19 protein-coding genes are annotated in these 20,540 nt (G+C 37.7%); 13 read left to right on the forward strand and 6 right to left on the reverse strand.

Annotation, left to right across the window (positions count from 1 at the left end; translation table 11 throughout):
- Positions 1–20: 20 nt before the first annotated feature.
- The 7 genes from pyrD (at position 21) to rmf (ending at position 8,661) form a co-directional block, all read left to right on the forward strand.
- The gene (gene pyrD, locus VSAL_RS08255) at positions 21–1,031 is read left to right on the forward strand and encodes a quinone-dependent dihydroorotate dehydrogenase (RefSeq protein ID WP_012550199.1); all 1,011 of its coding nucleotides are present in this window, start codon (positions 21–23) and stop codon (positions 1,029–1,031) included.
- A gap of 216 nt (positions 1,032–1,247) precedes the next feature.
- Positions 1,248–1,787, forward strand: coding sequence for a cell division protein ZapC (locus tag VSAL_RS08260; protein ID WP_044583251.1), 540 nt, complete (start codon positions 1,248–1,250; stop codon positions 1,785–1,787).
- A gap of 570 nt (positions 1,788–2,357) precedes the next feature.
- Positions 2,358–4,475 (forward strand): bifunctional 23S rRNA (guanine(2069)-N(7))-methyltransferase RlmK/23S rRNA (guanine(2445)-N(2))-methyltransferase RlmL, encoded by a 2,118-nt coding sequence (gene rlmKL / locus VSAL_RS08265; protein WP_044583252.1) that lies wholly within the window; start codon positions 2,358–2,360, stop codon positions 4,473–4,475.
- A 5-nt stretch (positions 4,476–4,480) separates the two neighbouring features.
- Positions 4,481–4,723, forward strand: a complete 243-nt coding sequence (locus tag VSAL_RS08270; protein WP_012550202.1) for a glutaredoxin family protein — start codon at positions 4,481–4,483, stop codon at positions 4,721–4,723.
- Positions 4,704–6,614: an ABC transporter ATP-binding protein gene (locus tag VSAL_RS08275; RefSeq protein WP_012550203.1), complete on the forward strand. Its 1,911-nt coding sequence runs from the start codon at positions 4,704–4,706 to the stop codon at positions 6,612–6,614. Before VSAL_RS08270 ends, VSAL_RS08275 begins: the two co-directional genes overlap by 20 nt.
- A gap of 8 nt (positions 6,615–6,622) precedes the next feature.
- Complete coding sequence (locus VSAL_RS08280; protein ID WP_012550204.1) at positions 6,623–8,287, forward strand: DUF3466 family protein; 1,665 nt, start codon at positions 6,623–6,625, stop codon at positions 8,285–8,287.
- A 200-nt stretch (positions 8,288–8,487) separates the two neighbouring features.
- The gene (rmf, locus tag VSAL_RS08285) at positions 8,488–8,661 is read left to right on the forward strand and encodes a ribosome modulation factor (protein WP_012550205.1); all 174 of its coding nucleotides are present in this window, start codon (positions 8,488–8,490) and stop codon (positions 8,659–8,661) included.
- 155 nt (positions 8,662–8,816) lie between these two features.
- On the opposite strand, the gene fabA is transcribed toward rmf, so the two are convergent.
- Positions 8,817–9,335, reverse strand: coding sequence for a bifunctional 3-hydroxydecanoyl-ACP dehydratase/trans-2-decenoyl-ACP isomerase (gene fabA, locus VSAL_RS08290; RefSeq protein ID WP_012550206.1), 519 nt, complete (start codon positions 9,333–9,335; stop codon positions 8,817–8,819).
- 65 nt (positions 9,336–9,400) lie between these two features.
- Entirely contained in the window at positions 9,401–11,068 is a 1,668-nt protein-coding gene (locus VSAL_RS08295; RefSeq protein ID WP_012550207.1) for an AAA family ATPase, read from the reverse strand.
- Between the two features lie 180 nt (positions 11,069–11,248).
- Between VSAL_RS08295 and matP the strand changes: the two genes are divergently transcribed.
- On the forward strand, positions 11,249–11,695 hold the full coding sequence (gene matP, locus VSAL_RS08300; RefSeq protein ID WP_012550208.1) for a macrodomain Ter protein MatP: 447 nt from the start codon (positions 11,249–11,251) through the stop codon (positions 11,693–11,695).
- 53 nt (positions 11,696–11,748) lie between these two features.
- On the opposite strand, the gene VSAL_RS08305 is transcribed toward matP, so the two are convergent.
- From VSAL_RS08305 to VSAL_RS08320, 4 genes are all read right to left on the reverse strand, one after another.
- Positions 11,749–12,300 (reverse strand): DUF1439 domain-containing protein, encoded by a 552-nt coding sequence (locus VSAL_RS08305; protein ID WP_012550209.1) that lies wholly within the window; start codon positions 12,298–12,300, stop codon positions 11,749–11,751.
- 358 nt (positions 12,301–12,658) lie between these two features.
- Positions 12,659–14,743 carry an ATP-binding protein gene (locus VSAL_RS08310; RefSeq protein ID WP_044583253.1) on the reverse strand — a complete coding sequence of 695 codons (2,085 nt, stop codon included), beginning with the start codon at positions 14,741–14,743 and terminating at the stop codon, positions 12,659–12,661.
- Between the two features lie 9 nt (positions 14,744–14,752).
- Positions 14,753–15,937 carry an FIST signal transduction protein gene (locus VSAL_RS08315; RefSeq protein ID WP_012550211.1) on the reverse strand — a complete coding sequence of 395 codons (1,185 nt, stop codon included), beginning with the start codon at positions 15,935–15,937 and terminating at the stop codon, positions 14,753–14,755.
- 98 nt (positions 15,938–16,035) lie between these two features.
- A complete protein-coding gene (locus VSAL_RS08320) occupies positions 16,036–16,491 on the reverse strand; it encodes a hypothetical protein (protein ID WP_012550212.1) in 456 nt (151 codons plus the stop codon).
- 269 nt (positions 16,492–16,760) lie between these two features.
- Here VSAL_RS08320 and ccoN point away from each other — a divergent pair, with 269 nt between their 5' ends.
- The 5 genes from ccoN to VSAL_RS08345 all read left to right on the forward strand — a co-directional run bounded on the left by ccoN (position 16,761) and on the right by VSAL_RS08345 (position 20,537).
- Entirely contained in the window at positions 16,761–18,191 is a 1,431-nt protein-coding gene (ccoN, locus tag VSAL_RS08325) for a cytochrome-c oxidase, cbb3-type subunit I (protein WP_012550213.1), read from the forward strand.
- A gap of 12 nt (positions 18,192–18,203) precedes the next feature.
- Positions 18,204–18,815 (forward strand): cytochrome-c oxidase, cbb3-type subunit II, encoded by a 612-nt coding sequence (gene ccoO, locus VSAL_RS08330; RefSeq protein ID WP_012550214.1) that lies wholly within the window; start codon positions 18,204–18,206, stop codon positions 18,813–18,815.
- A 10-nt stretch (positions 18,816–18,825) separates the two neighbouring features.
- Positions 18,826–19,008, forward strand: a complete 183-nt coding sequence (locus VSAL_RS08335; protein ID WP_012550215.1) for a cbb3-type cytochrome oxidase subunit 3 — start codon at positions 18,826–18,828, stop codon at positions 19,006–19,008.
- On the forward strand, positions 19,005–19,979 hold the full coding sequence (gene ccoP, locus VSAL_RS08340) for a cytochrome-c oxidase, cbb3-type subunit III (RefSeq protein WP_012550216.1): 975 nt from the start codon (positions 19,005–19,007) through the stop codon (positions 19,977–19,979). Before VSAL_RS08335 ends, ccoP begins: the two co-directional genes overlap by 4 nt.
- A 72-nt stretch (positions 19,980–20,051) precedes the next feature.
- Positions 20,052–20,537 (forward strand): FixH family protein, encoded by a 486-nt coding sequence (locus VSAL_RS08345; RefSeq protein ID WP_012550217.1) that lies wholly within the window; start codon positions 20,052–20,054, stop codon positions 20,535–20,537.
- Positions 20,538–20,540: the final 3 nt, after the last annotated feature.

Below are 20,540 nucleotides of genomic sequence, written 5' to 3' on the forward strand. Positions count from 1 at the left end.
ACTTATTTTTTGGAGTTACAATGTTATATCGCATCGCCAGAGCTGGCATTTTCAAACTTGATGCTGAAAAAGCACATGACTTAGCAATTCAAAACTTCAAGCGCTTTAATGGCACACCTCTTGATATCTTCTATCGTCAAAAATTAGTGTCTAAACCTGTAGAGGTAATGGGCATTCAATTTAAAAACCCTATCGGTCTTGCGGCCGGTCTTGAGAAAAACGGTGAGTGCATTGAAGCATTTGGCGCAATGGGTTTTGGATTCATTGAAGTGGGTACAGTAACTCCTCGTCCTCAAGCGGGCAATGATAAACCACGTCTTTTCCGTCTTATTGAAGCTGAGGGTATAATCAATCGCATGGGTTTTAATAACCTAGGTGTTGATAATCTCGTCGAGAACGTAAAGAAAGCAAAATACGATGGCGTGATTGGCATTAATATTGGTAAAAATAAAGATACGCCAATCGAGAAGGGCACTGAAGATTACTTAATCTGTATGGAGAAGGTATATCAATACGCAGGTTATATTGCGATTAATATCTCATCACCAAATACTCCAGGACTTCGAACGCTTCAATATGGTGAAGCACTGGATGATCTTCTTTCTCAACTGAAAGAGAAGCAGAAAGAGTTAGCTGAAAAATACGGTAAGTATGTTCCAATCGCATTAAAAATTGCCCCAGACCTTGATGATAATGAATTATCTCAGATTGCCGATTCTTTAATGAAATATAAGATTGATGGTGTCATTGCAACAAACACGACATTAGATCGTTCTATGGTTGAAGGAATGAAGCACGCAGAGGAGATGGGGGGACTAAGTGGTCGTCCTATACAAACTCGCAGTACTGAAGTCGTTCGTCGATTAAAAGAATTATTAGGCGACAGTTTACCTATTATTGGTGTTGGTGGTGTTGACTCTTATGTTGCAGCAAAAGAGAAGATGGTTGCGGGTGCCGATCTTGTACAGGTATATTCGGGTTTTATCTATAAAGGTCCGAATCTGATCCGTGATATTGTAAATAATATCTAAAATATAGGGCTTCGAAAGTTGCTTACATATGATTAACACTAAAGGGGAGATGAAGATTTCCCCTTTTTTTATTCCTAACCTCTTGTAAAATTAACAGTTAATTGCATCAACGTATTTTATGATTTAAAAACGGATTTATTTTTACTCATAAAATAGCACTCATTGATGATTGGCTGGCGTAGGGAAACACTCCCATATTTTCAAGAGAGAACTAACATGCTTAAACCCAGTGATACATGGAGTTGGTATTACGATAATAAAGCACAATCTCTTATGCTTGATTTAGGCATGGATATGGTTTTTTGTGTGAATTTATCTCCCAAAGTCTTAATCAATAGTGCATTTGATGATTGTAAATTTTCTGTGGATGATGCATCCGCTTATCAGATGTTTGTTGAACACATTTCTTATCTTCCTCTTTCTGAACCTCGCAAAGTTGAGCTAGCACTCAATTGTGTTGCCGCCAGACGCTTCCATAAGCCCATGCTACCTAAGAGTTGGTTCTTTGAAACCCAAGGGGCAGGGTATTACCCAGAAGAAGGTGAAATCGTTTCTCTGAAAAATGATTTAGGAGAAGGGCATTTCATTATTGTAGAAAATTATGAGTGTGCAAGTATGTGTATGTTGGTCGATATGGATGCATTTGCATTAAATCCAACCAAGTACATGGCCTTTTGTGAACCGATTAAAGTCATGAATGATCGCATGGCCAAAATGCAAGTCGTTAACTCTTCATATTACGCCCTAGTAGGGTAGTTACTCTCCGTTATTTTATCCCCAGATAAAGCTCCCTTTAATACTTCTAATTCCACTATTTCATCCTTCTTATATTGACTCTTTTTACAAAATTCATCTCAGAATTAATGTAATGAGAGCGTGTTCGTTTTAATCTAATTTTCAGTTATAGACACACCTCTCACTATTTTACGTTTTTTGGTTGAAAAAGAATCAGAAAAATAGGGAGGAATGCACTCTTAAAACTGAGACCTACTGCTAAGAAGCATAAAAAAAACAACAAATCACTATTGATAGAACACTACAGTAACGTCCATTTAAATCACTTATCTTCCCTGTTTCTTGCATTTTGTAATTAACTTTCACAACAAATAACCCACTGGAGTAGGCCAGAATTGACGGGTCGTTGCTCGCGCTTTAGTGTATCCATTGGGAAACAGTGGTTTTTTGAATCCATCATCAGTGAGATTAACTTATTGTTTTTATAGTCTTTATTTGAAGAATTTGAGGATGGTTTATCTGTGATCTATTTATCCTATTTCCTTAGGATTCATGTATAATGCGAGGCAATTTAATAACCAAAAGAATCCCATGAAAAAATACTTAGCCATCACTTCTAAAGGCCTTGAAAACTTACTTGCAGACGAACTAGTTGCACTTGGTGTTACTGACCCAAAATTAGTTTATGCAGGGGTTACGTTTGAAGCCCCAATCGAGGTTGTTTATCGTTGTTGTTTGTGGAGCCGTATTGCTTCACGTTTCATTCAAATTCTGTCTGAGTTTGATGTTCGTGATGATATGGATTTGTATCTAGGCGCTTCTGCAATTAATTGGCCTAATTATTTCACAGCAGATAAAACGTTAGTGGTGGATTTTAACGGTACGAACCGTGAGATTCGAAATAGCCAATACGGTGCATTGAAAGTAAAAGATGCAATTGTTGACCGTTTCACAAAGGCTGATTTAGAACGTCCGAATATTGATAAAGCGGAACCTGATTTACGTGTACATATGCGTTTATCTGGCGAGAAAGGGATTCTTGGTTTTGATTTAATCGGTTCAGGCTTACATCAGCGTGGTTACCGTACTGAAGCAGGTCGTGCACCACTTCGTGAAACATTAGCAGCAGCACTTGTACTTCGCAGTACATGGGATGAAAGCAAACCGCTATTAGATCCAATGTGTGGTTCAGGTACGTTACTGATTGAAGCTGCACTTATGGCGTGTGAAATGGCACCTGGTGTGAAACGTGAAAAATGGTGTTTTGAAGCGTTGTCTGATTTTGATCCAGAAGTGTGGACTGAAATTCGTTCAGAAGCTCGAGTTAAGAGTCGCCGTGGCGTTAAGAAAGTCGATACGCATTTTTACGGTTTTGATCGTGATTATCGTGTAATTCAAACGGCTCGCGATAATGCTCGTCGCGCTGGTGTTGAAGATTTAATCACATTTGATGTTGGTGATGCAACTAAGATTGAACGTCCTGAGGGCTTTGAGAATGGGGTTGTAATTTGTAACCCTCCTTATGGTGAACGTTTAAGTACTGAACCTGCACTAATTGCACTATACAGTGAATTTGGTCGCCAACTAAAAGAACAATTTGGTGGCTGTACTGCATCAATCTATTCAAGTAATGATGATTTGCTTGCGTGTATTCGTATGCGTGCAGACAAGCAATTCAAACTGAACAATGGGGCGTTACCTTGTGTTCAGAAAAACTATTCAATTAGTGAATCGGCTGAACGTAAAGAAGCGGCAAACATTGAAGTTGCTCCTGAGTTTATGAACCGTCTTAAAAAGAATTTGTCTAAACTTGGCAAATGGGCACGTAAAGAGAAGTTAGATTGTTACCGTCTTTATGATGCCGATTTACCAGATTACAATGCGGCAATTGATGTATACAAAGATTACATCATCATTCAAGAATATACGGCACCAAAAGAAATTTCAGAAGATAAAGCACGTCGTCGTTTAACTGACATGATCCGCGCAACAGTGTTAGTGACTGGTGTTGAAACCAATAACGTTATTTTGAAAGTACGTCAAAAGCAGTCAGGCAAAAACCAATATCAAAAGTTAGCAGAAAAATCTCGTTACTTTGATGTTGAAGAGTACGGCGTAAAATTGATTGTTAATTTACAAGATTACCTAGATACGGGGTTATTCTTGGATCATAAATTAACTCGTAAAATGATTGGTGATATGGCCGCAGGAAAAGATTTCCTAAACCTATTTGCTTATACCGGCTCTGCGACTGTTCATGCCGCTTGTGGTGGTGCTAAATCGACAATGACCATTGATATGTCTCGTACCTACCTAGAGTGGGCTCAGAAGAACATGAACACCAATGATCAAACAGGAACGCAACATCAGTTCCTACAAGCCGATTGTCTACAATGGCTACAACAAGCAGAAGGTGAGTTTGATTTAATCTTTATTGACCCACCAACATTCTCTAACTCTAAGCGTATGGACCAAACGTTTGATGTTCAACGTGACCACATTATGTTGCTTGAGAACCTAAAACGTATGTTACGTCAAGACGGTACTGTTGTATTTTCTAACAATAAACGTAACTTTAAAATGGATGAAGAAGCGCTAGATAAAGCGGGTCTTCAAGCTAAGAATATTTCAAAACAAACATTGCCGTTAGATTTTGCTCGTAATAAGCATATTCATAACTGCTGGATTATTACTCACAAGGAAGACTAGAGATAATGATAACTCTCTACAGCACGGAAGGCTGCCACCTATGCGAGCAAGCATTTGATTTGCTCGTTGAGGTGGGTGTAAATATGGAACAAGTAGATACTGTAGACATTGCATTTGATAATGTATTATTTTCTCGTTACGGTGTCACAATACCTGTTGTGGCTAATGGCTTATCCGAGCTTAATTGGCCCTTCGATATATCACAACTAAAGAATTGGTTAGAAGACAATGGCATTACTTACAATTAATAATGGTCAATTAGCGTTTGGTGATCATCCGTTATTAGACAAATCAGATTTTGCTCTACAAGAAAATGAACGCGTATGTTTGGTTGGCCGTAATGGTGCGGGTAAATCAACGCTAATGAAAGTAATTGCTGGTGATATCCTTATGGATGATGGCAAATTACAAATTAATCAAGATGTGGTGGTTTCTCGTTTAGAGCAAGATCCACCGCGTAATGAAACGGGCAGTGTTTTTGATTATGTATCTGAAGGCCTCGCAGAAGCCGGTAAATACTTAAAAGAATATCATCATATCTTAGATTTATTAGCGACTGATCCAAGCGAATCAAACATTAATAAACTAGCGAGAGCACAAGAGCAGATTGATAACCTTAATGCATGGCATTTTGATACACGTATTCAATCTGTTTTAGAATCTCTAAAACTTGATGGTGCAATGCTATTAACCGATTTATCGGGTGGTTGGCAACGTAAAGCCGCATTGGCTCGCGCATTGGTATCTGACCCAGATGTATTGCTTCTTGATGAACCAACGAACCATTTGGATGTTACAACGATTGTTTGGCTTGAAAGTTTCTTAAAAGACTTTAAAGGTTCAATCATCTTTATTTCTCATGACCGTGCATTCATTCAATCAATGGCTACACGAATTGTGGATTTAGACCGTGGTAACTTATCTTCTTATCCTGGTAATTATGAAGAGTACTTACTGGCTAAAGAAGAAGCGCTACGCGTAGAAGCTGATCAAAATGCACAATTTGATAAAGTGCTAGCTCAGGAAGAAGCTTGGATTCGTGAAGGCGTTAAAGCGCGTCGTACTCGAAATGAAGGACGTGTGCGTGCCTTAAAACAATTACGTCGTGAGCGTTCAGATCGTCGTGAAGTTGTGGGTAAAGCGAATATTCAAGTGGATGGTGGAAATCGTTCAGGTAAAATTGTATTTGAAGCCGAGAACCTTCATTACTCAATTGATGGTAAAAACATTGTTAAGAACTTCAGCTTCAATGTTATGCGTGGTGATCGCATTGCCTTAATTGGTGCTAATGGTTGTGGTAAGAGTACCTTGCTTAAACTGATGCTTGACCAATTACAGCCAGATGCAGGTAAATTGTATTGCGGTACAAAACTTGAAGTGGCATATTTTGACCAATATCGTGAAGCGTTAGACCCAGAAAAAACGGTTATCGATAACTTGGCTGACGGTAAGCAAGAAGTGACAGTGAATGGCCGTGAGCGTCATGCTTTGAGCTACTTGCAAGATTTCTTATTCTCTCCAAAACGTGCTCGTCAACCAGTGAAAGCATTGTCTGGTGGTGAGAAAAACCGTTTATTACTTGCGCGTTTATTCCTTCGTCCAAACAATTTATTGATTCTTGATGAACCAACCAATGATTTAGATATCGAAACATTGGAACTTTTAGAAGAATTACTTGCCAACTATGAAGGTACATTATTATTAGTAAGTCACGATCGTCAGTTCGTAGATAATACAGTAATGACCAGTTGGATCTTTGAAGGTGAGGGCCAGATCGAAGAATTCGTCGGTGGCTATCACGATGCTCAACGACAACGTGCTAATGTACAAATAAGCCGTGATGCAATGGCACCAACAGTAAAAGTGAAAACTGAATCTGTTGCTGCTAAAAGCCCGGTAGTCGAGCAAGCGAAACCAAAGAAACTGTCTTATAAGTTACAGCGTGAGCTTGAATTGCTGCCTGAAACATTAGAAAGATTAGAAAACGAAATTACAGAACTTCAAGAGAAAGTGAACGACGCAACTTTCTTCCAACAAGATCCTAAAACAACAGAAGCTGTTTTAGAACGTTTAGCTCAAACAGAGCAAGAGTTGGAAGTGGCATTCGAGCGTTGGGAAGAACTTGAAGCTCTACAATAGGAAGTTAAATGAGTAATAAATTACAATTAACCACATTAGCTGTTTTAGTGTCCGCTGCGCTTCCTGCGCAAGCGGCGCTTTATAAAGTGGTGGAAGTAACCCCAAGTGTTTCAGGTTCTGAGTACTACGGTACTGCGATTGAGCCATCTCCAATTACGGATAATGGTGCAAATAGTTTAGGTTGTTTTGAAACGACAGCTTCATCTGTAACATGTGAAGGCTATAAATTAGCTGGTGAAACTCGTGACCGTGCTGAAGGGGTTTCATATACTGAAGAAGTTCCTTTTGCGATGGATAATTCCTTTGGCTATATCGAAGATGATTATGATGGCTTTGTAAACTATTGTTTTTACCAACTAGGCTACTCTACCTGTAAATACTGGGCTAATAATCAGTGGACTGGTTGGTCTAACGAGATTTATGGCAGTAATGATAAAAACTCTTTAGCATTTGTTACTGATGGTGGAACTATTGCTGCTAGTGGAATTAATACGGTCATTAATTCGCTTGATTCAGCTGGCGCTGCTGTTGGGAACTTTAGTTCTACTACTAATAGAAATGCACCAATAAGTGGCGATAGTATTACTGGCTTTCAACAAGGCCGTCAATGGTCTACTGATGGAACTTATACGGTAGGAAGTGTTACTTCGAAAACAGGCATTGGTGCTGATAGGTATGATTACTATTCAAAACCAGCCGTATGGACAAAGTCAACATCAACGCTAACGGCTGTTAATTGGGCGCATGATGACGAAGAAGATGGCGATTATTATGCGCAAGGCAGTATGCGTGATCTGTATGTGAATGGTACGGAGTTTTATGGTGTTGGTTATAATAACTATGATGACCAACACATGAATGCCACTATATTTCAAGCTTCAATAAATGTAACTACGGGTGCTTTAGGAATTGTTGGGTCTACTCTAATTAGTGGTGCTCAGGTTGAAATTAGTGGTGATAACGTTAACTCTAATTCAGTTGCTACGAACATTAATGACAATTTAGTTGTTGTCGGTCAAGCTAAGCGTTCTGGTAGTTACCCCCAAAATGGGGCGGCGGGAAATCGTTTATTCGTTACTTCTGCAACTTCGCCAACGGCTCACTTCCTGGATTCATCAGATGGAGAGATCTTCTTTAACGGTGTTGGTGGGGAGATGGGGAGCATCAATAATTTCAATGAGATTGTTGGTCGTATCGATGTTGATACATTCCGTGAGTATGATGGTAAACAACGCCGCCAGCGTGCGTTTATTTATCCATACAAACCAACAGAATCTGCGCGTGCTGATATTTTTCAAAATAAAGCATGGATCATCGATAATTTAACGAACGGTGGTACATACTCTGGAAATAATAACCAATATCGTATTTATGATGCGACGGATATTAATGATGCTGGCGTTATCTCGGCGACTGCGACTAAATGTTATGATGAAAATGGATCTACAGTTCAAGAGTATGATTCAACGGTTCATGATGCATATTGTGGTGACGGGAATGGTACTGAAAAAATTGTAGCGGTTAAATTGGTTCCGATCTCAGATCCTGCTAACCGAAACATTGAAACTCGTGGTTATGAGAATAATACAACAGAACGTCAAGGCGGTTCATTAGGCTTTGGGGCTCTGACATTACTTGGTTTGTTTGGTTTCATGCGTAAACGTAGTAAATAACATCCATTGATGATAATTAGCCCGAAGTCACAATCTTAGACTTCGGGTTTTTTTATACTTGAATAAAGTGAAAAGTTGTCCGATTCTTAAAGTGTCATCATGAAATGTTCGTGATGAACCCTAATGGAAAATAATAGGGTATGAGTAGTAAAGTAGTACATTTTTGAAGTATACAGACTTACATCTATGAGGACTGAACTATGAAGAGACAAAAGCGTGATCGTTTAGAGCGAGCACAATCACAAGGGTATAAAGCGGGTATTAATGGCCGCTCATCAGAAAATTGCCCATATCAAACAATGGATGCTCGCTCATGCTGGCTTGGTGGTTGGCGAGACGCTAGAGATGACAAACAGTCCGGTTTGTTTAAATAATACGGTAGAATTTAAGATTAAAGCCTCTATTTGAGGCTTTAGTTATATTTAAGGTATTAAACTAGTTTAACTAGCGCACTATAACTTGCTTGTGTGTTCCAAAAATAAAGCTACCATAGTGCTAGCTTTAAGTAATTCAATCAATAATGATTTAATTAGAATGCAGACGTATCTTGGAAAAGGCCCACTTTTAAATCTTTTGCAACATAGATTTCTTTGCCATCCACAAGAACGCGGCCATCAGCTAAACCCATTACCAATTTACGATTGATAACACGTTTAAAGTCGATTTCATACGTTACTTTTTTAGCAGTAGGGAGTACTTGTCCTGTGAATTTAACTTCACCAACACCAAGAGCTCGCCCTTTACCTTGACCACCAACCCAACCAAGGAAGAAGCCAACAAGTTGCCACATCGCATCTAAACCAAGACAACCAGGCATTACTGGATCACCAGGGAAGTGACAATCAAAGAACCATAAGTCTGGAGTAATATCTAGTTCAGCGATAACTTTGCCTTTACCAAATAAACCTTCAGTTTCAGACATTAGTGGAATACGATCCATCATCAACATGTTTGGAGCTGGTAATTGTGGGCCATTTGGACCAAATAGTTCGCCACGGCTTGATGCTAGTAAATCTTCGCGATCATATGAACTAGGTTTGTTTTGCATTAAAGTATTACTCCTAAATAAGTTATGGATATTCTAGCGAACACTTGTACGCTTATCAAGTCTGATCAGCTCTGGTTAAACCAGTTCTTAATACGACAAAATAGAGCAGAACATTGACTCGGATTATGCTCTATTTTGTCAATGTGTTGGGCAATTAAAGAGAACATCGATTCATGTTCTTCAGATTGTAATGGTAAGCCCGTTAATAATTCAACAGCTTGCTCAACATGACTAATAGGATGAATTGTAAACTGTTTTTGCTCAACAGCTCGAATCACATCATCTGAAAGTACAAGATTAATTCCATTTGTTTGTGGGATAATAACACCTTGCTCTCCAGTTAACCCGCGTTTATCACACAGCTGAAAGAAGGCTTCAATTTTTTCATTTACACCGCCAATGGGTTGCACCATACCGAACTGATCAACAGATCCTGTTATCGCTAAACTTTGATTAATCGGCGTAATAGCGAGGGCACTAAGTAATGCACATAATTCAGCAAGACTTGCGCTATCCCCATCGACTTCACAATAAGATTGTTCGAAAACCATTGAAGCAGTAAAAGGCAGTGGTTCATGTGTATCTAATTGGCTTAGTATATAAGCTTGCATAATTAACATGCCTTTCGCATGTAAATCACCACCTAACTCTACCTTTCGTTCAACATCCGATAATTCGCCATCTCCAGGGTGAACAACACAAGATATTCGCGATGGCTCACCATAAGAAATTGGATGACCAGGTACTGATACGACAGTCAAGCCGTTAATCTGCCCAATTTTTTGACCTTGAGTTTCAATATGAATATTTTGTTCTAAAATATCGTCTAAAGCTCGGGATGGTAAATAAGATTCTACGTAATATTTTGCTTCAAATGATTGTGTAAAATCATCAGCGCTAATATGTGTTTTTGATTCAGAAGCTAAAGAAGCATGCGCTAAAATAGAATTTAACCATAATAAACACAAATTAAGTCGAGTCTGATCTTCACATTCACGAGCACCTAGTTTGAGTAGGGGAAGCAACGAAGAGCCGTTTGCTAGTGGTAAATGATTATGCTTATTTGAAAGTGATTGAATTAGCTGCACATAACCAGTGACAGTGTTACTAGATAACGGTGTATCCAACTCATATTCAGAAAACATCGACATACCAGTAAGTAGATCGGGTTCTAATAGCTCTATTTCCCCTAAAAGTGCACGGTCACTAACAATAATTAATTTAACATTCGCTGTTAAATAATGGATGTTAGTCATCGGTGATTTTGAATCACTCGCGGGGATAGTAACTGAATGGCCTTGCAGCAAACTTTTTAGGCGTGGCCATAAATGAGGATTTGCAAGTAAAACACTTGGGGACATTACCAAAAAACCGCCATCGGCTTTTTGTAATAACCCAGTTTCTAACACATCACTTTTATTATGGTAAACACCAAAGAGCTCTGAGTCAGAAGCGCTTTCAACTATAATGACAGGAGGTGCTTCTGAATTTAATACGCGATTTTCAGCATTCAGTATTAGCCAATTCGCTACATATTCACGATAAACGTGATTATCTAACGCATTGATTTGCAAAATGTTAACACCATTTATACGAGAAAAATCCGCTAAAGCTTGGGTTAACCTAGGCTGAAGAGAATAGGGTGATTGTGCGTCACTGACATGGGATAAATTCAATATATCAAGAATATTATCGTACTGAGGCTCGAGTAAAAATGGCGTGTCTAACTGCATGCTTACTTATATATAAAAAATAAAAGTGATTATACATTACATAATTGCATACGTCTGATTTTTCAGTACTTACATTATCAATTAGATGAAGGTCTAATTATAGACTGATTTTATTGAAGAATAGACAAAGTCGAGTTACACTGTCACCCAAATAATCCCCCTAACATTGAGTACTTGTCTATGAAATATCAACAACTTGAAAACTTGGAAGCTGGTTGGAAATGGATGTATTTATTTAATAAACATCGTATGGGGGAATCTATTACTTGTTATATCGATTCAAGTGAAGAACAACAGATGGTTAATGTCTTTTTAAAATTAGAACATGAACCCGTTCATGTTCTTGAATGGATTCAAAAACACATGAATCCGGATTTACAAAATAAGTTAAAACAAGCGATTAGAGCAAAAAGAAAGCGTCACTTTAACGCAGAACAAGAACATACACGTAAGAAGTCTATAGATTTAGATTATAGAGTATGGGAAAAGTTGTCTCTTAGAGCACAAGAACTTGATTCAACACTCTCTGATACTATTGAGTATTTGTTAAGTGAGGCTTCTAGAACAGAAAAAGCAAGCCAAACAGTGTCATCATTAAAAGCAGATTTACATGAATTATTAAAATAAGACGTCATGTAAATCCACGATGGGCCTAAAGCACTATAACTTGATTCTTTATATCAATCAAAAAGCTCGATCACGAGCTGGTTATTTTTTATAACTAAATTAAGCTCTGCTGATTTGATAAGCGATTCTTTCAGTTTATTCGCATTAAGCTTATACGCTGGTTGGTTTGATAATCCATAGCCAATAATTGAAATCGCCGGTTTTAAGAGTGAACTTAACTCCGGAGATAATTGATTAGTTTTATCCTCAAACTTTTCCAATCGTAATGATTTTAAATAAATCTCACCTGATTCTTTACGGTATTCAGGAATCGCACTGAACTCTAAAACCAAGTCGAGAGTTTGGTTTGGTTCGTTCATCATTTGAATGTCAGCCGTCGTATTTGCATAAACACTGATTCGATCCTTATCAACACGTCCAATCTTAACATCGACATTATCAACATTCACTTGTGCGTATAATAAGCCTGGAATACCTACAGACTTATCGACATTAATTTCATCAGTTAGATAATCTGTCATTTCTTGTTCTGTAATCGAATAACTAGTACAGCCAGATAAAGAGAGTACAAACAGGAAAGAAAATAATAACTTTAAATTTTTCATAGGTATAAATATGCCTTAATAGATTTCATATATAATCGTGACAATGTAACAGTTAACTGGATGCGCGTAGTGTAACTTAAGATAATCGAATTCTATAGCCGATAAGGTTATAAACTAATAATAGATGCTAATTTAAGAATACATAATGATATAGGCATTTATTTTAACCATAATCACAGTGCGTATTATATATCTTATGTTAAATAGGGTTTAAGGTTAATGTAATGGATCATCATCTACCTGCTTTCTCTACCCTATACCATCCCAATGTTCATAACGAAGCTATTTAACTATAATCGTATTTACCATAAAATAGCTAATAATCATTAAATAATACTTCGTATTTATCTAGTGATTATTAGCCAAGCTTTAATGAATCTAAGATCAATTTTAATTCTTGTGCTCGTACTGGTTTCGAAATGAAATCATTCATACCAGCATCTATACATGTTTTCTTTTCTTCATTCATAGCATGTGCTGTTAATGCTAAGATTGGTAAATTATAACCTTTAGCTCTAATTTCTTTTGTCGCACTGATGCCATCTTTTATTGGCATAGATACATCCATTAAAATTAGGTCGAAGTTCTGATTTTTGTTTTCTATCGCTTCAACCGCCATGCATCCATTATCGACTAATGTTATTTGATGTCCTTGACCTTCAAGAAGTAATTGAATGACCGCTTGATTTGCTTTGCTGTCTTCAGCAATAAGAATATTCAGTGTTCGAGTTGATTTATCAGTCACGTCATTATTATTTAAAGTAATACGTTTTGGACATTCTTTCGTTTCTTTAAATGGTAATGTTACGGTAAAAGTACTGCCTTCATTAATGACACTTTTAACCGAAATAACACCATTCATTAGTTCAGTAAGTCGTTTTATTATAGATAAACCAAGTCCAGAACCACCGAATTGACGAGTAATTGAGCTGTCTGCTTGTACGAATGGCTGGAACAAGTTATTTAATACATCTTTGGATATACCAATTCCTGTATCCGTGATGGCTATCTTGGTTGAATTACACTCTGTTTGTGTGATATTTATCCATATAGATCCTTTTTTGGTGAATTTAACAGCGTTACCAACTAAGTTAAATATGATCTGCATGATTCTTGCTGCATCTGCTATTACGTAGTTAGGCACACTATGTGACACCGTAACAGTTAAATTTATTCCTTTATCTTTACTCTTTTCCTTGAAGTAATTCGTTGAATTAATAATAGTTTCTAATAAATCTATTGGTTGTTCATCTAAAACAAAGGTCCCAGCTTCTATCCTAGATATATCAAGAACGTCACTAATAATAGCCAGAAGAAGTTGTGCTGAAACCTCCATCTGATCAAGCCATTCGTATTGTTCTTTCGATAGAAGACTTTCGTTAAATACATCAACCATACCAAGGATTGCATTCAATGGTGTTCTTATTTCATGGCTCATCATAGCTAAAAATTGAGATTTAGCTTTGTTGGCAGTTTCAGCTTCTTGTTTCGCTTTTTGTATTTGTTGAAGCCGTTTTTTTCTTATTGATATATCTTTAGCTGTTCCTCTGTAACCAATGAGTTGTCCAGCGTCATCAAAATAAGGAGTACCACTAATGCTCATGCAAACCTGTTGCTTAAATATAGATGGCCACCATTCTAGTTCATCAAATGACTTAACCATTGATTTTGAAGATAAAATTTGAGATGTTGTTGGGTTATCATTGATTAGAGTTAATAAATTACGATCTGTGATAACAATGGTTTTAATGGTAGAGTCTGAAATATAAGTAAAATTAAAACCTAAATCAGTCTCCCAAAACCAATCCCCCGCAGATTCTGCAAAGTCTTTAAAACGATCATTACTTAAATGCAATTCTTTGGTTTTAATATTAACTAATGAATGCAATCTGTCTTTGTAATCAATATCTATAATCGCACGCTCAACTAAAGGAATGAATCGCTGCATTTTTTCTTTAGTCGAAGATGAATACATGCCAAATGTAGAACTCATTAGCATAATAATGGCATAACCAGAATGGGATTTAATACCAGTTAAAGATATAGATTCAAAATCAGATTGGATGTGTTTTGGGATAAATGAAAAGTGTGGATTATCACAAGGACTAAAAAGGACAATACTCTCATTATGACAAGCGCGATCAAATAAATCGTTATATTCCCATGCTAATGAATTAAACCGCTCATTAGTCGAGGCTAAAACTGTAAATTGTTCAACTTCAGAAGAAGAAGATAAAACGATGGCGTTGTCGAAGGGAACAAATTTTTTAACGACATCAAGTAATTCATTAAAAATATCCTGCTTGGTTTGAGCATCAGAGATAGCAGATAACCCACTTAAAATAGCTTCATTTTCTTTGTATAAATGCGCCTCTCTTTCTTTACTCCGTTTTAATTCTAATAATGCTTCCTGAAGCTGTTCTTTTTCCGTGTAGTCCTTCACTTTATGCACCTAATAATGGAATAAAACAGCTGAAACCATCAAATTACCGTGGGCATTTTCTCCACCAGTAAATCGACCTTGTTCGCCAAAAGTAAATGGACAAATATAAGAGGTATTATGCATAGCATCATTTAGTGACTGGCAAACATCTGACATGTACGTATTAATATGCATCATTGAACCAGCGCAAAAAATATTTATCCCTCCAACAGGTTCAAATTTATCGTTTTTCATGCAGATAGCGGAATCGATCACTCTTTTAGGTCGAGAAATAATTTGCTCTGTATCACCTATCATTAGGAATAATTCTTCCCCTTCATTTATTTTAGCGAAGCACTCCATCCCTCCATCATGAGTAAATTTCACTGGATGAGCTAATTTAAAATAAGGTACCGAGTACATAGTTCCTGCTACTCTTCCCAACGGGTATTGGGTCACTCGTTCTAACAGATTCTTAGTATCCCCAATTTGCATTGGTATTTCTGTCCATTCTTTATAAACATCAATAACCGGTTTATTATCAATTTCATATATTGTTCGGCCATTGGTTTTTGTCGCTATTCCTGATATACCAGAATTGGCATAACCCGAATGAAATGAATAAGAAACTTTACACGTTGGGTAAAATACAGAAATTGAAATACCTTGGTTTGTTTCACCCTGCTGAGTAAAAATGGACCAGTTTCCCTTTGCGTAATCATCCGCAGCAGAACCGCCAATTAATGGTACTGGTGTACCAAAAAATGCATCAATTGTTTCAATTATTTTTTCTTCATACCCTGGTGTTGCATGTAATAATATTAATGATGGCAACTCACCATATCTCGTGCTATCAGCAATCGCTTGATTTAAAACCTGCTTAGTTAACTGACTAACATCATGAAATTCACTTGGTAATTCCAGAATTCCAGTGCCATAACTTCCTTTGACATCAGTTAATACCCATAATCCAAGTGATGAATGAGAAGAGAAACCATCATCCGTCATTACTCCTTTACATGAAGTACACCCATGTATTTTACTGTTAGGGAATTGCTCTTTTAAATAATCAAGAATCTTCTTACTGTTATAATTCTCTGTGAAATAACAAAGAATGATACTTGGTGGTATGGTCGATATATTGAGTTGACTAACACACTCTTTTATCGCTTCTGTTGAGTCATTTAATTGAGAAACACTGGTAATTATCTGCATAAATTGTCCAATTTTCATTACTTAATTATGCCACTCAAAGATAATTACCTGTGAATGCCTATTAAATAGGCATTTAAATCATAACCTATTGATATGTTTTATTTTTCTGAAGTAAATGTCACACTTATGCCTTTCTCGGCGTTTGAGAAATTTACTTGCCATGTCATTTTATTATGTGTGCATTGAGGTACAAAAGTTGAGTATGACATTTGCTGTTCAAGCTCTGTTGGTATTGTAAACTTTAGAGATCCCATTTGCATACCTACACTTGTCGCTTCTGCGATCCAGTTTGAATCTAAACCATCCGTTAACAACCTCAGTGTAGCATGTTGCATAATTGGTCTTTTTTCGACATCAATACTAACCTGTTTTCCGTCTACATTAAATGAACAGGCTTGCTTTGATATATCGCATAAAGCGGTTGTTTTTATAGTTGATTTAATCGGATTATTTTCTTCATAGGTAATTGTTCTCCATGTAAATGCTGAAATTAACACAACTAATAAGAATATAAGTTGAAATAAACGTGGGCCTGTTAACTTTTCTATCGCCATTAGTATAAAAACCTGTGTTATCTAGTTCAAAAAAAAAGAAAAAATGTTGCTTAACCGTAAACTTACTACGGGCATCAACTATGATTCATTTTTGAAGTGAAGTATCATTGACCCCGAAAACACTATTTTTGCATTAAAAAAGAATATTTCAAAATAAAAGGGTCACAAATCCAATTATTAAGAAGTTGAATTTTGGATGGTGTTGCGAACTTTGTTCGCGTTAAGGAAAGTAAAGTGTAGTTATAATAAAAAAGTGGAAGCATGCAATTATGAGCCAATTACAGCAGCATGAACAAAACTACAACTATACCGTTGTTCGCCAATTCACCTTAGTTACCATTCTATGGGGTATTGTTGGCATGGGTGTAGGTGTATTAATTGCCGCTCAATTAGTCTGGCCGCAACTGAATTTTGACACACCATGGCTTACGTATAGCCGTTTGCGTCCTCTGCATACTAATGCAGTGATTTTCGCATTCGGTACAAGTGCCCTATTTGCAACATCTTATTATGTTGTTCAGCGTACTTGTCAAACACGTTTGTTTGGTGGTCCATTAGTTGCGTTCACCTTCTGGGGATGGCAAGCAATTATCTTAGCAGCAGCAATTTCGTTGCCTCTAGGAATGACATCAGGAAAAGAATATGCAGAATTAGAGTGGCCGATCGATATCGCTATCACTTTAGTTTGGGTGGCTTATGCCATTGTATTCTTTGGAACTCTGTTTAAACGTAATACTTCTCATATTTACGTTGCAAACTGGTTCTTTGGAGCCTTCATTTTAACCGTTGCCGTTCTTCATATTGTGAATAGCCTTGCTGTTCCAGTATCACTGACTAAATCATATTCGATTTATTCTGGTGCGGTAGATGCGATGGTTCAATGGTGGTATGGCCATAACGCAGTAGGTTTCCTATTGACTGCTGGCTTCTTAGGAATGATGTACTATTTCGTACCAAAACAAGCAGAACGTCCAGTTTATTCTTACCGTTTATCTATTGTTCACTTCTGGGCATTAATATCACTTTATATCTGGGCTGGTCCTCACCACTTACATTATACCGCTCTACCTGACTGGACTCAGTCTTTAGGTATGGTGATGTCATTGGTTCTATTCGCACCGTCTTGGGGCGGAATGATCAATGGTATAATGACGTTATCTGGTGCTTGGCATAAGCTACGTTATGACCCTATCCTTCGATTCTTAGTCGTTTCTTTATCGTTCTATGGTATGTCTACCTTTGAAGGTCCGATGATGGCGATTAAATCAGTTAACGCACTCTCTCATTATACTGACTGGACTATCGGTCATGTTCATTCTGGTGCGTTAGGTTGGGTTGCTATGGTAACGATTGGTTCACTGTACCACTTAATTCCTAAGCTGTTTGGTCAAGAGCGCATGTACTCTGTATCACTCATCAATGTTCATTTTGGGTTAGCGACAATTGGTACTGTTCTTTATATCGTGGCAATGTGGATTTCAGGTGTGATGCAAGGTCTAATGTGGCGTGCGGTTAACGCTGATGGCACATTAACGTATAGCTTTGTTGAATCATTAGAAGCCTCTTACCCATTCTATTTCGTTCGTTTTGTTGGTGGTTTAATCTTCCTTTCAGGTATGTTCCTACTTGCATATAATGCATATAAGACCATTTCTTCACCGAAGAATAGCCTAAAAGCAATTCCTCAACCGGCACAATAAGGAGACCAGATTATGAGTTCTAATCGTCATGAAATCATAGAAAAAAATGTTGGCCTTCTAGCCGTTTTGGTTGTTGTTGCTATCAGTTTTGGTGCGTTAGTTGAAATCACCCCACTGATTTTCCAAAAGCAAACCACTGAGCCTGTTGATAACTTACGTGTATACACACCACTAGAAATGGAAGGTCGTGATATTTACATTCGTGAAGGTTGTAACGTATGTCACAGCCAGATGATCCGACCATTCCGTGCAGAAACGGAACGTTACGGTCATTATTCTGTTGCGGGTGAAAGCGTTTGGGAGCATCCATTCTTATGGGGCTCAAAACGTACAGGACCCGATCTAGCTCGTGTCGGTGAGCGTTATTCTGATGAATGGCATCGAGTTCATTTAATGAACCCTCGTGATGTAGTTCCAGAATCAAACATGCCGGGTTTCCCTTGGTTAGCAGAAAACGTGCTTGATGGTGAATTAACATCGAAGAAAATTGCTATTTTCCGTAATGATTTTGGTGTGCCATACACTGAAGAAGATGTAAAAAATGCATCTGACGCAGTCAAAGGCAAGACAGAGATGGATGCGCTTATTGCTTATCTTCAATCTCTTGGTCACGCAATGAAGTAAGGAGGTCCACATGGACGCTGGAACTATTCATGCAATTTGGACTGTCATTCTGTTTTTCAGCATGATGGGTATTATTTTCTGGGCATACAGTAAACGTCAAACGACTCGCTTTGAAGAAGCGGCAAATTTGGTTTTTGCTGATGAGCAAGAAGATACTTCAAGCCAAAATAAGACAGGAGTTGATAAAGAATGAGTACTTTTTGGAGCCTCTGGATAAGTGTTATTACCATTGGTACGTTAATTGGTTGTGGTTTACTTCTTCGTTTCTGTTTGAAAAATACAACAGGAATTAAAGAAGGTGACGACATGGGTCACGAATACGATGGTATCCGTGAGCTAAACAACCCGTTACCAAAATGGTGGGCTTACATGTTTTGGGCCACCATCGCTTTTGCAGTGGTCTATTTAATTCTTTACCCAGGATTAGGTAATTTTAAAGGCGTATTAGGCTGGACAAGCTCAGACCAAACGGTTCGTAATGTTGAAGAGTCAAGAGTATCTATTGCTCGTGCTCATAAAGACAAAACGCTGGATCAATTTGCTCGTGAACTTGATGAAGCCAATACTAATTTTGGTGAAACATTCTCAAAACTTGCCTATAAGCCAGGAACTTCAGAGTTCCGAGCAATAGAAGAAATTGCTCATGATGATGAAGCCAGAAAAGTAGGTCAACGTTTGTTCCTACAGAACTGTTCTCAATGTCATGGTTCAGATGCAAGAGGCATGAGTGGTTTCCCTAACTTAACCGATACTGCATGGTTATATGGTGGAGAACCACAAGCAATCAAAACGACGATTATGAATGGTCGTGTTGGTAACATGCCAGCTTGGGGTGATGCTTTAGGTAAAGATGGTGTTAAAGAAGTAGTCAGCTACACACTTAGCCTATCTGGTCGTAAAGTGAATGTAAAAGAAGCGGCTGCAGGTAAACAACGATTTATCGTTTGTGCTGCATGTCATGGTACAGATGGTAAAGGTAACCCTGCTTTGGGTGCTCCAGATCTAACTGACCATGATTGGCTGTTTGGTGACTCACGCGCTGCTGTAACAGAAACAGTAACAAATGGTCGTCAAGGCGTAATGCCAGCATGGAAAGATGTATTAGGTGAAGAGAAAGTACAACTTCTTGCCGCATACGTCTGGAGCCTAAGCAACAATAAATAAAAAGGCAGCCCCTGAATGTATATATTCAGGGGCTTTTTATTTTTTAATACACGCTTTAATAGGAATCATTATATGACTCAACCTCAACCTTGGTATAAGCAGTTTTGGCCTTGGTTTCTCATCATTCTTCCAGGCACCGTTGTCGTTGCTTGTATCACTACTTTCGTCCTTTTTGTTCACAATGATGTCGATTTAGTTGCTGAAGATTATTATAAAAAAGGCAAAGCAATTAACGTTGATCTTTCTAAGATAAAAGTCGCTCAAAACCTCTCGATTTTCGCTAAAGTACGCGATCTTGGTGATACAATTGAAATTCAATTAGATAAAGGAAAATTGGAACATAACCCTGCTATTAAAGCTATTTTTACTCATAGAACATTACCAGATCGAGATTTCTCAAAAATACTCACATCTGATGCAAAAAGCATTTATCGCATTCAATTAGATGAACCATTAACGGGTCCCTGGTTTATTGAACTATTACCACACGATAGTTCGTGGATGATCCAAGGTCGCATCAATTTCCCTACCGTAGACTTTTTTCCTTTAGGTAAATAAAAC

Source organism: Aliivibrio salmonicida LFI1238 (genome assembly GCF_000196495.1).
GTDB classification, from domain to species: Bacteria; Pseudomonadota; Gammaproteobacteria; order Enterobacterales; family Vibrionaceae; genus Aliivibrio; species Aliivibrio salmonicida.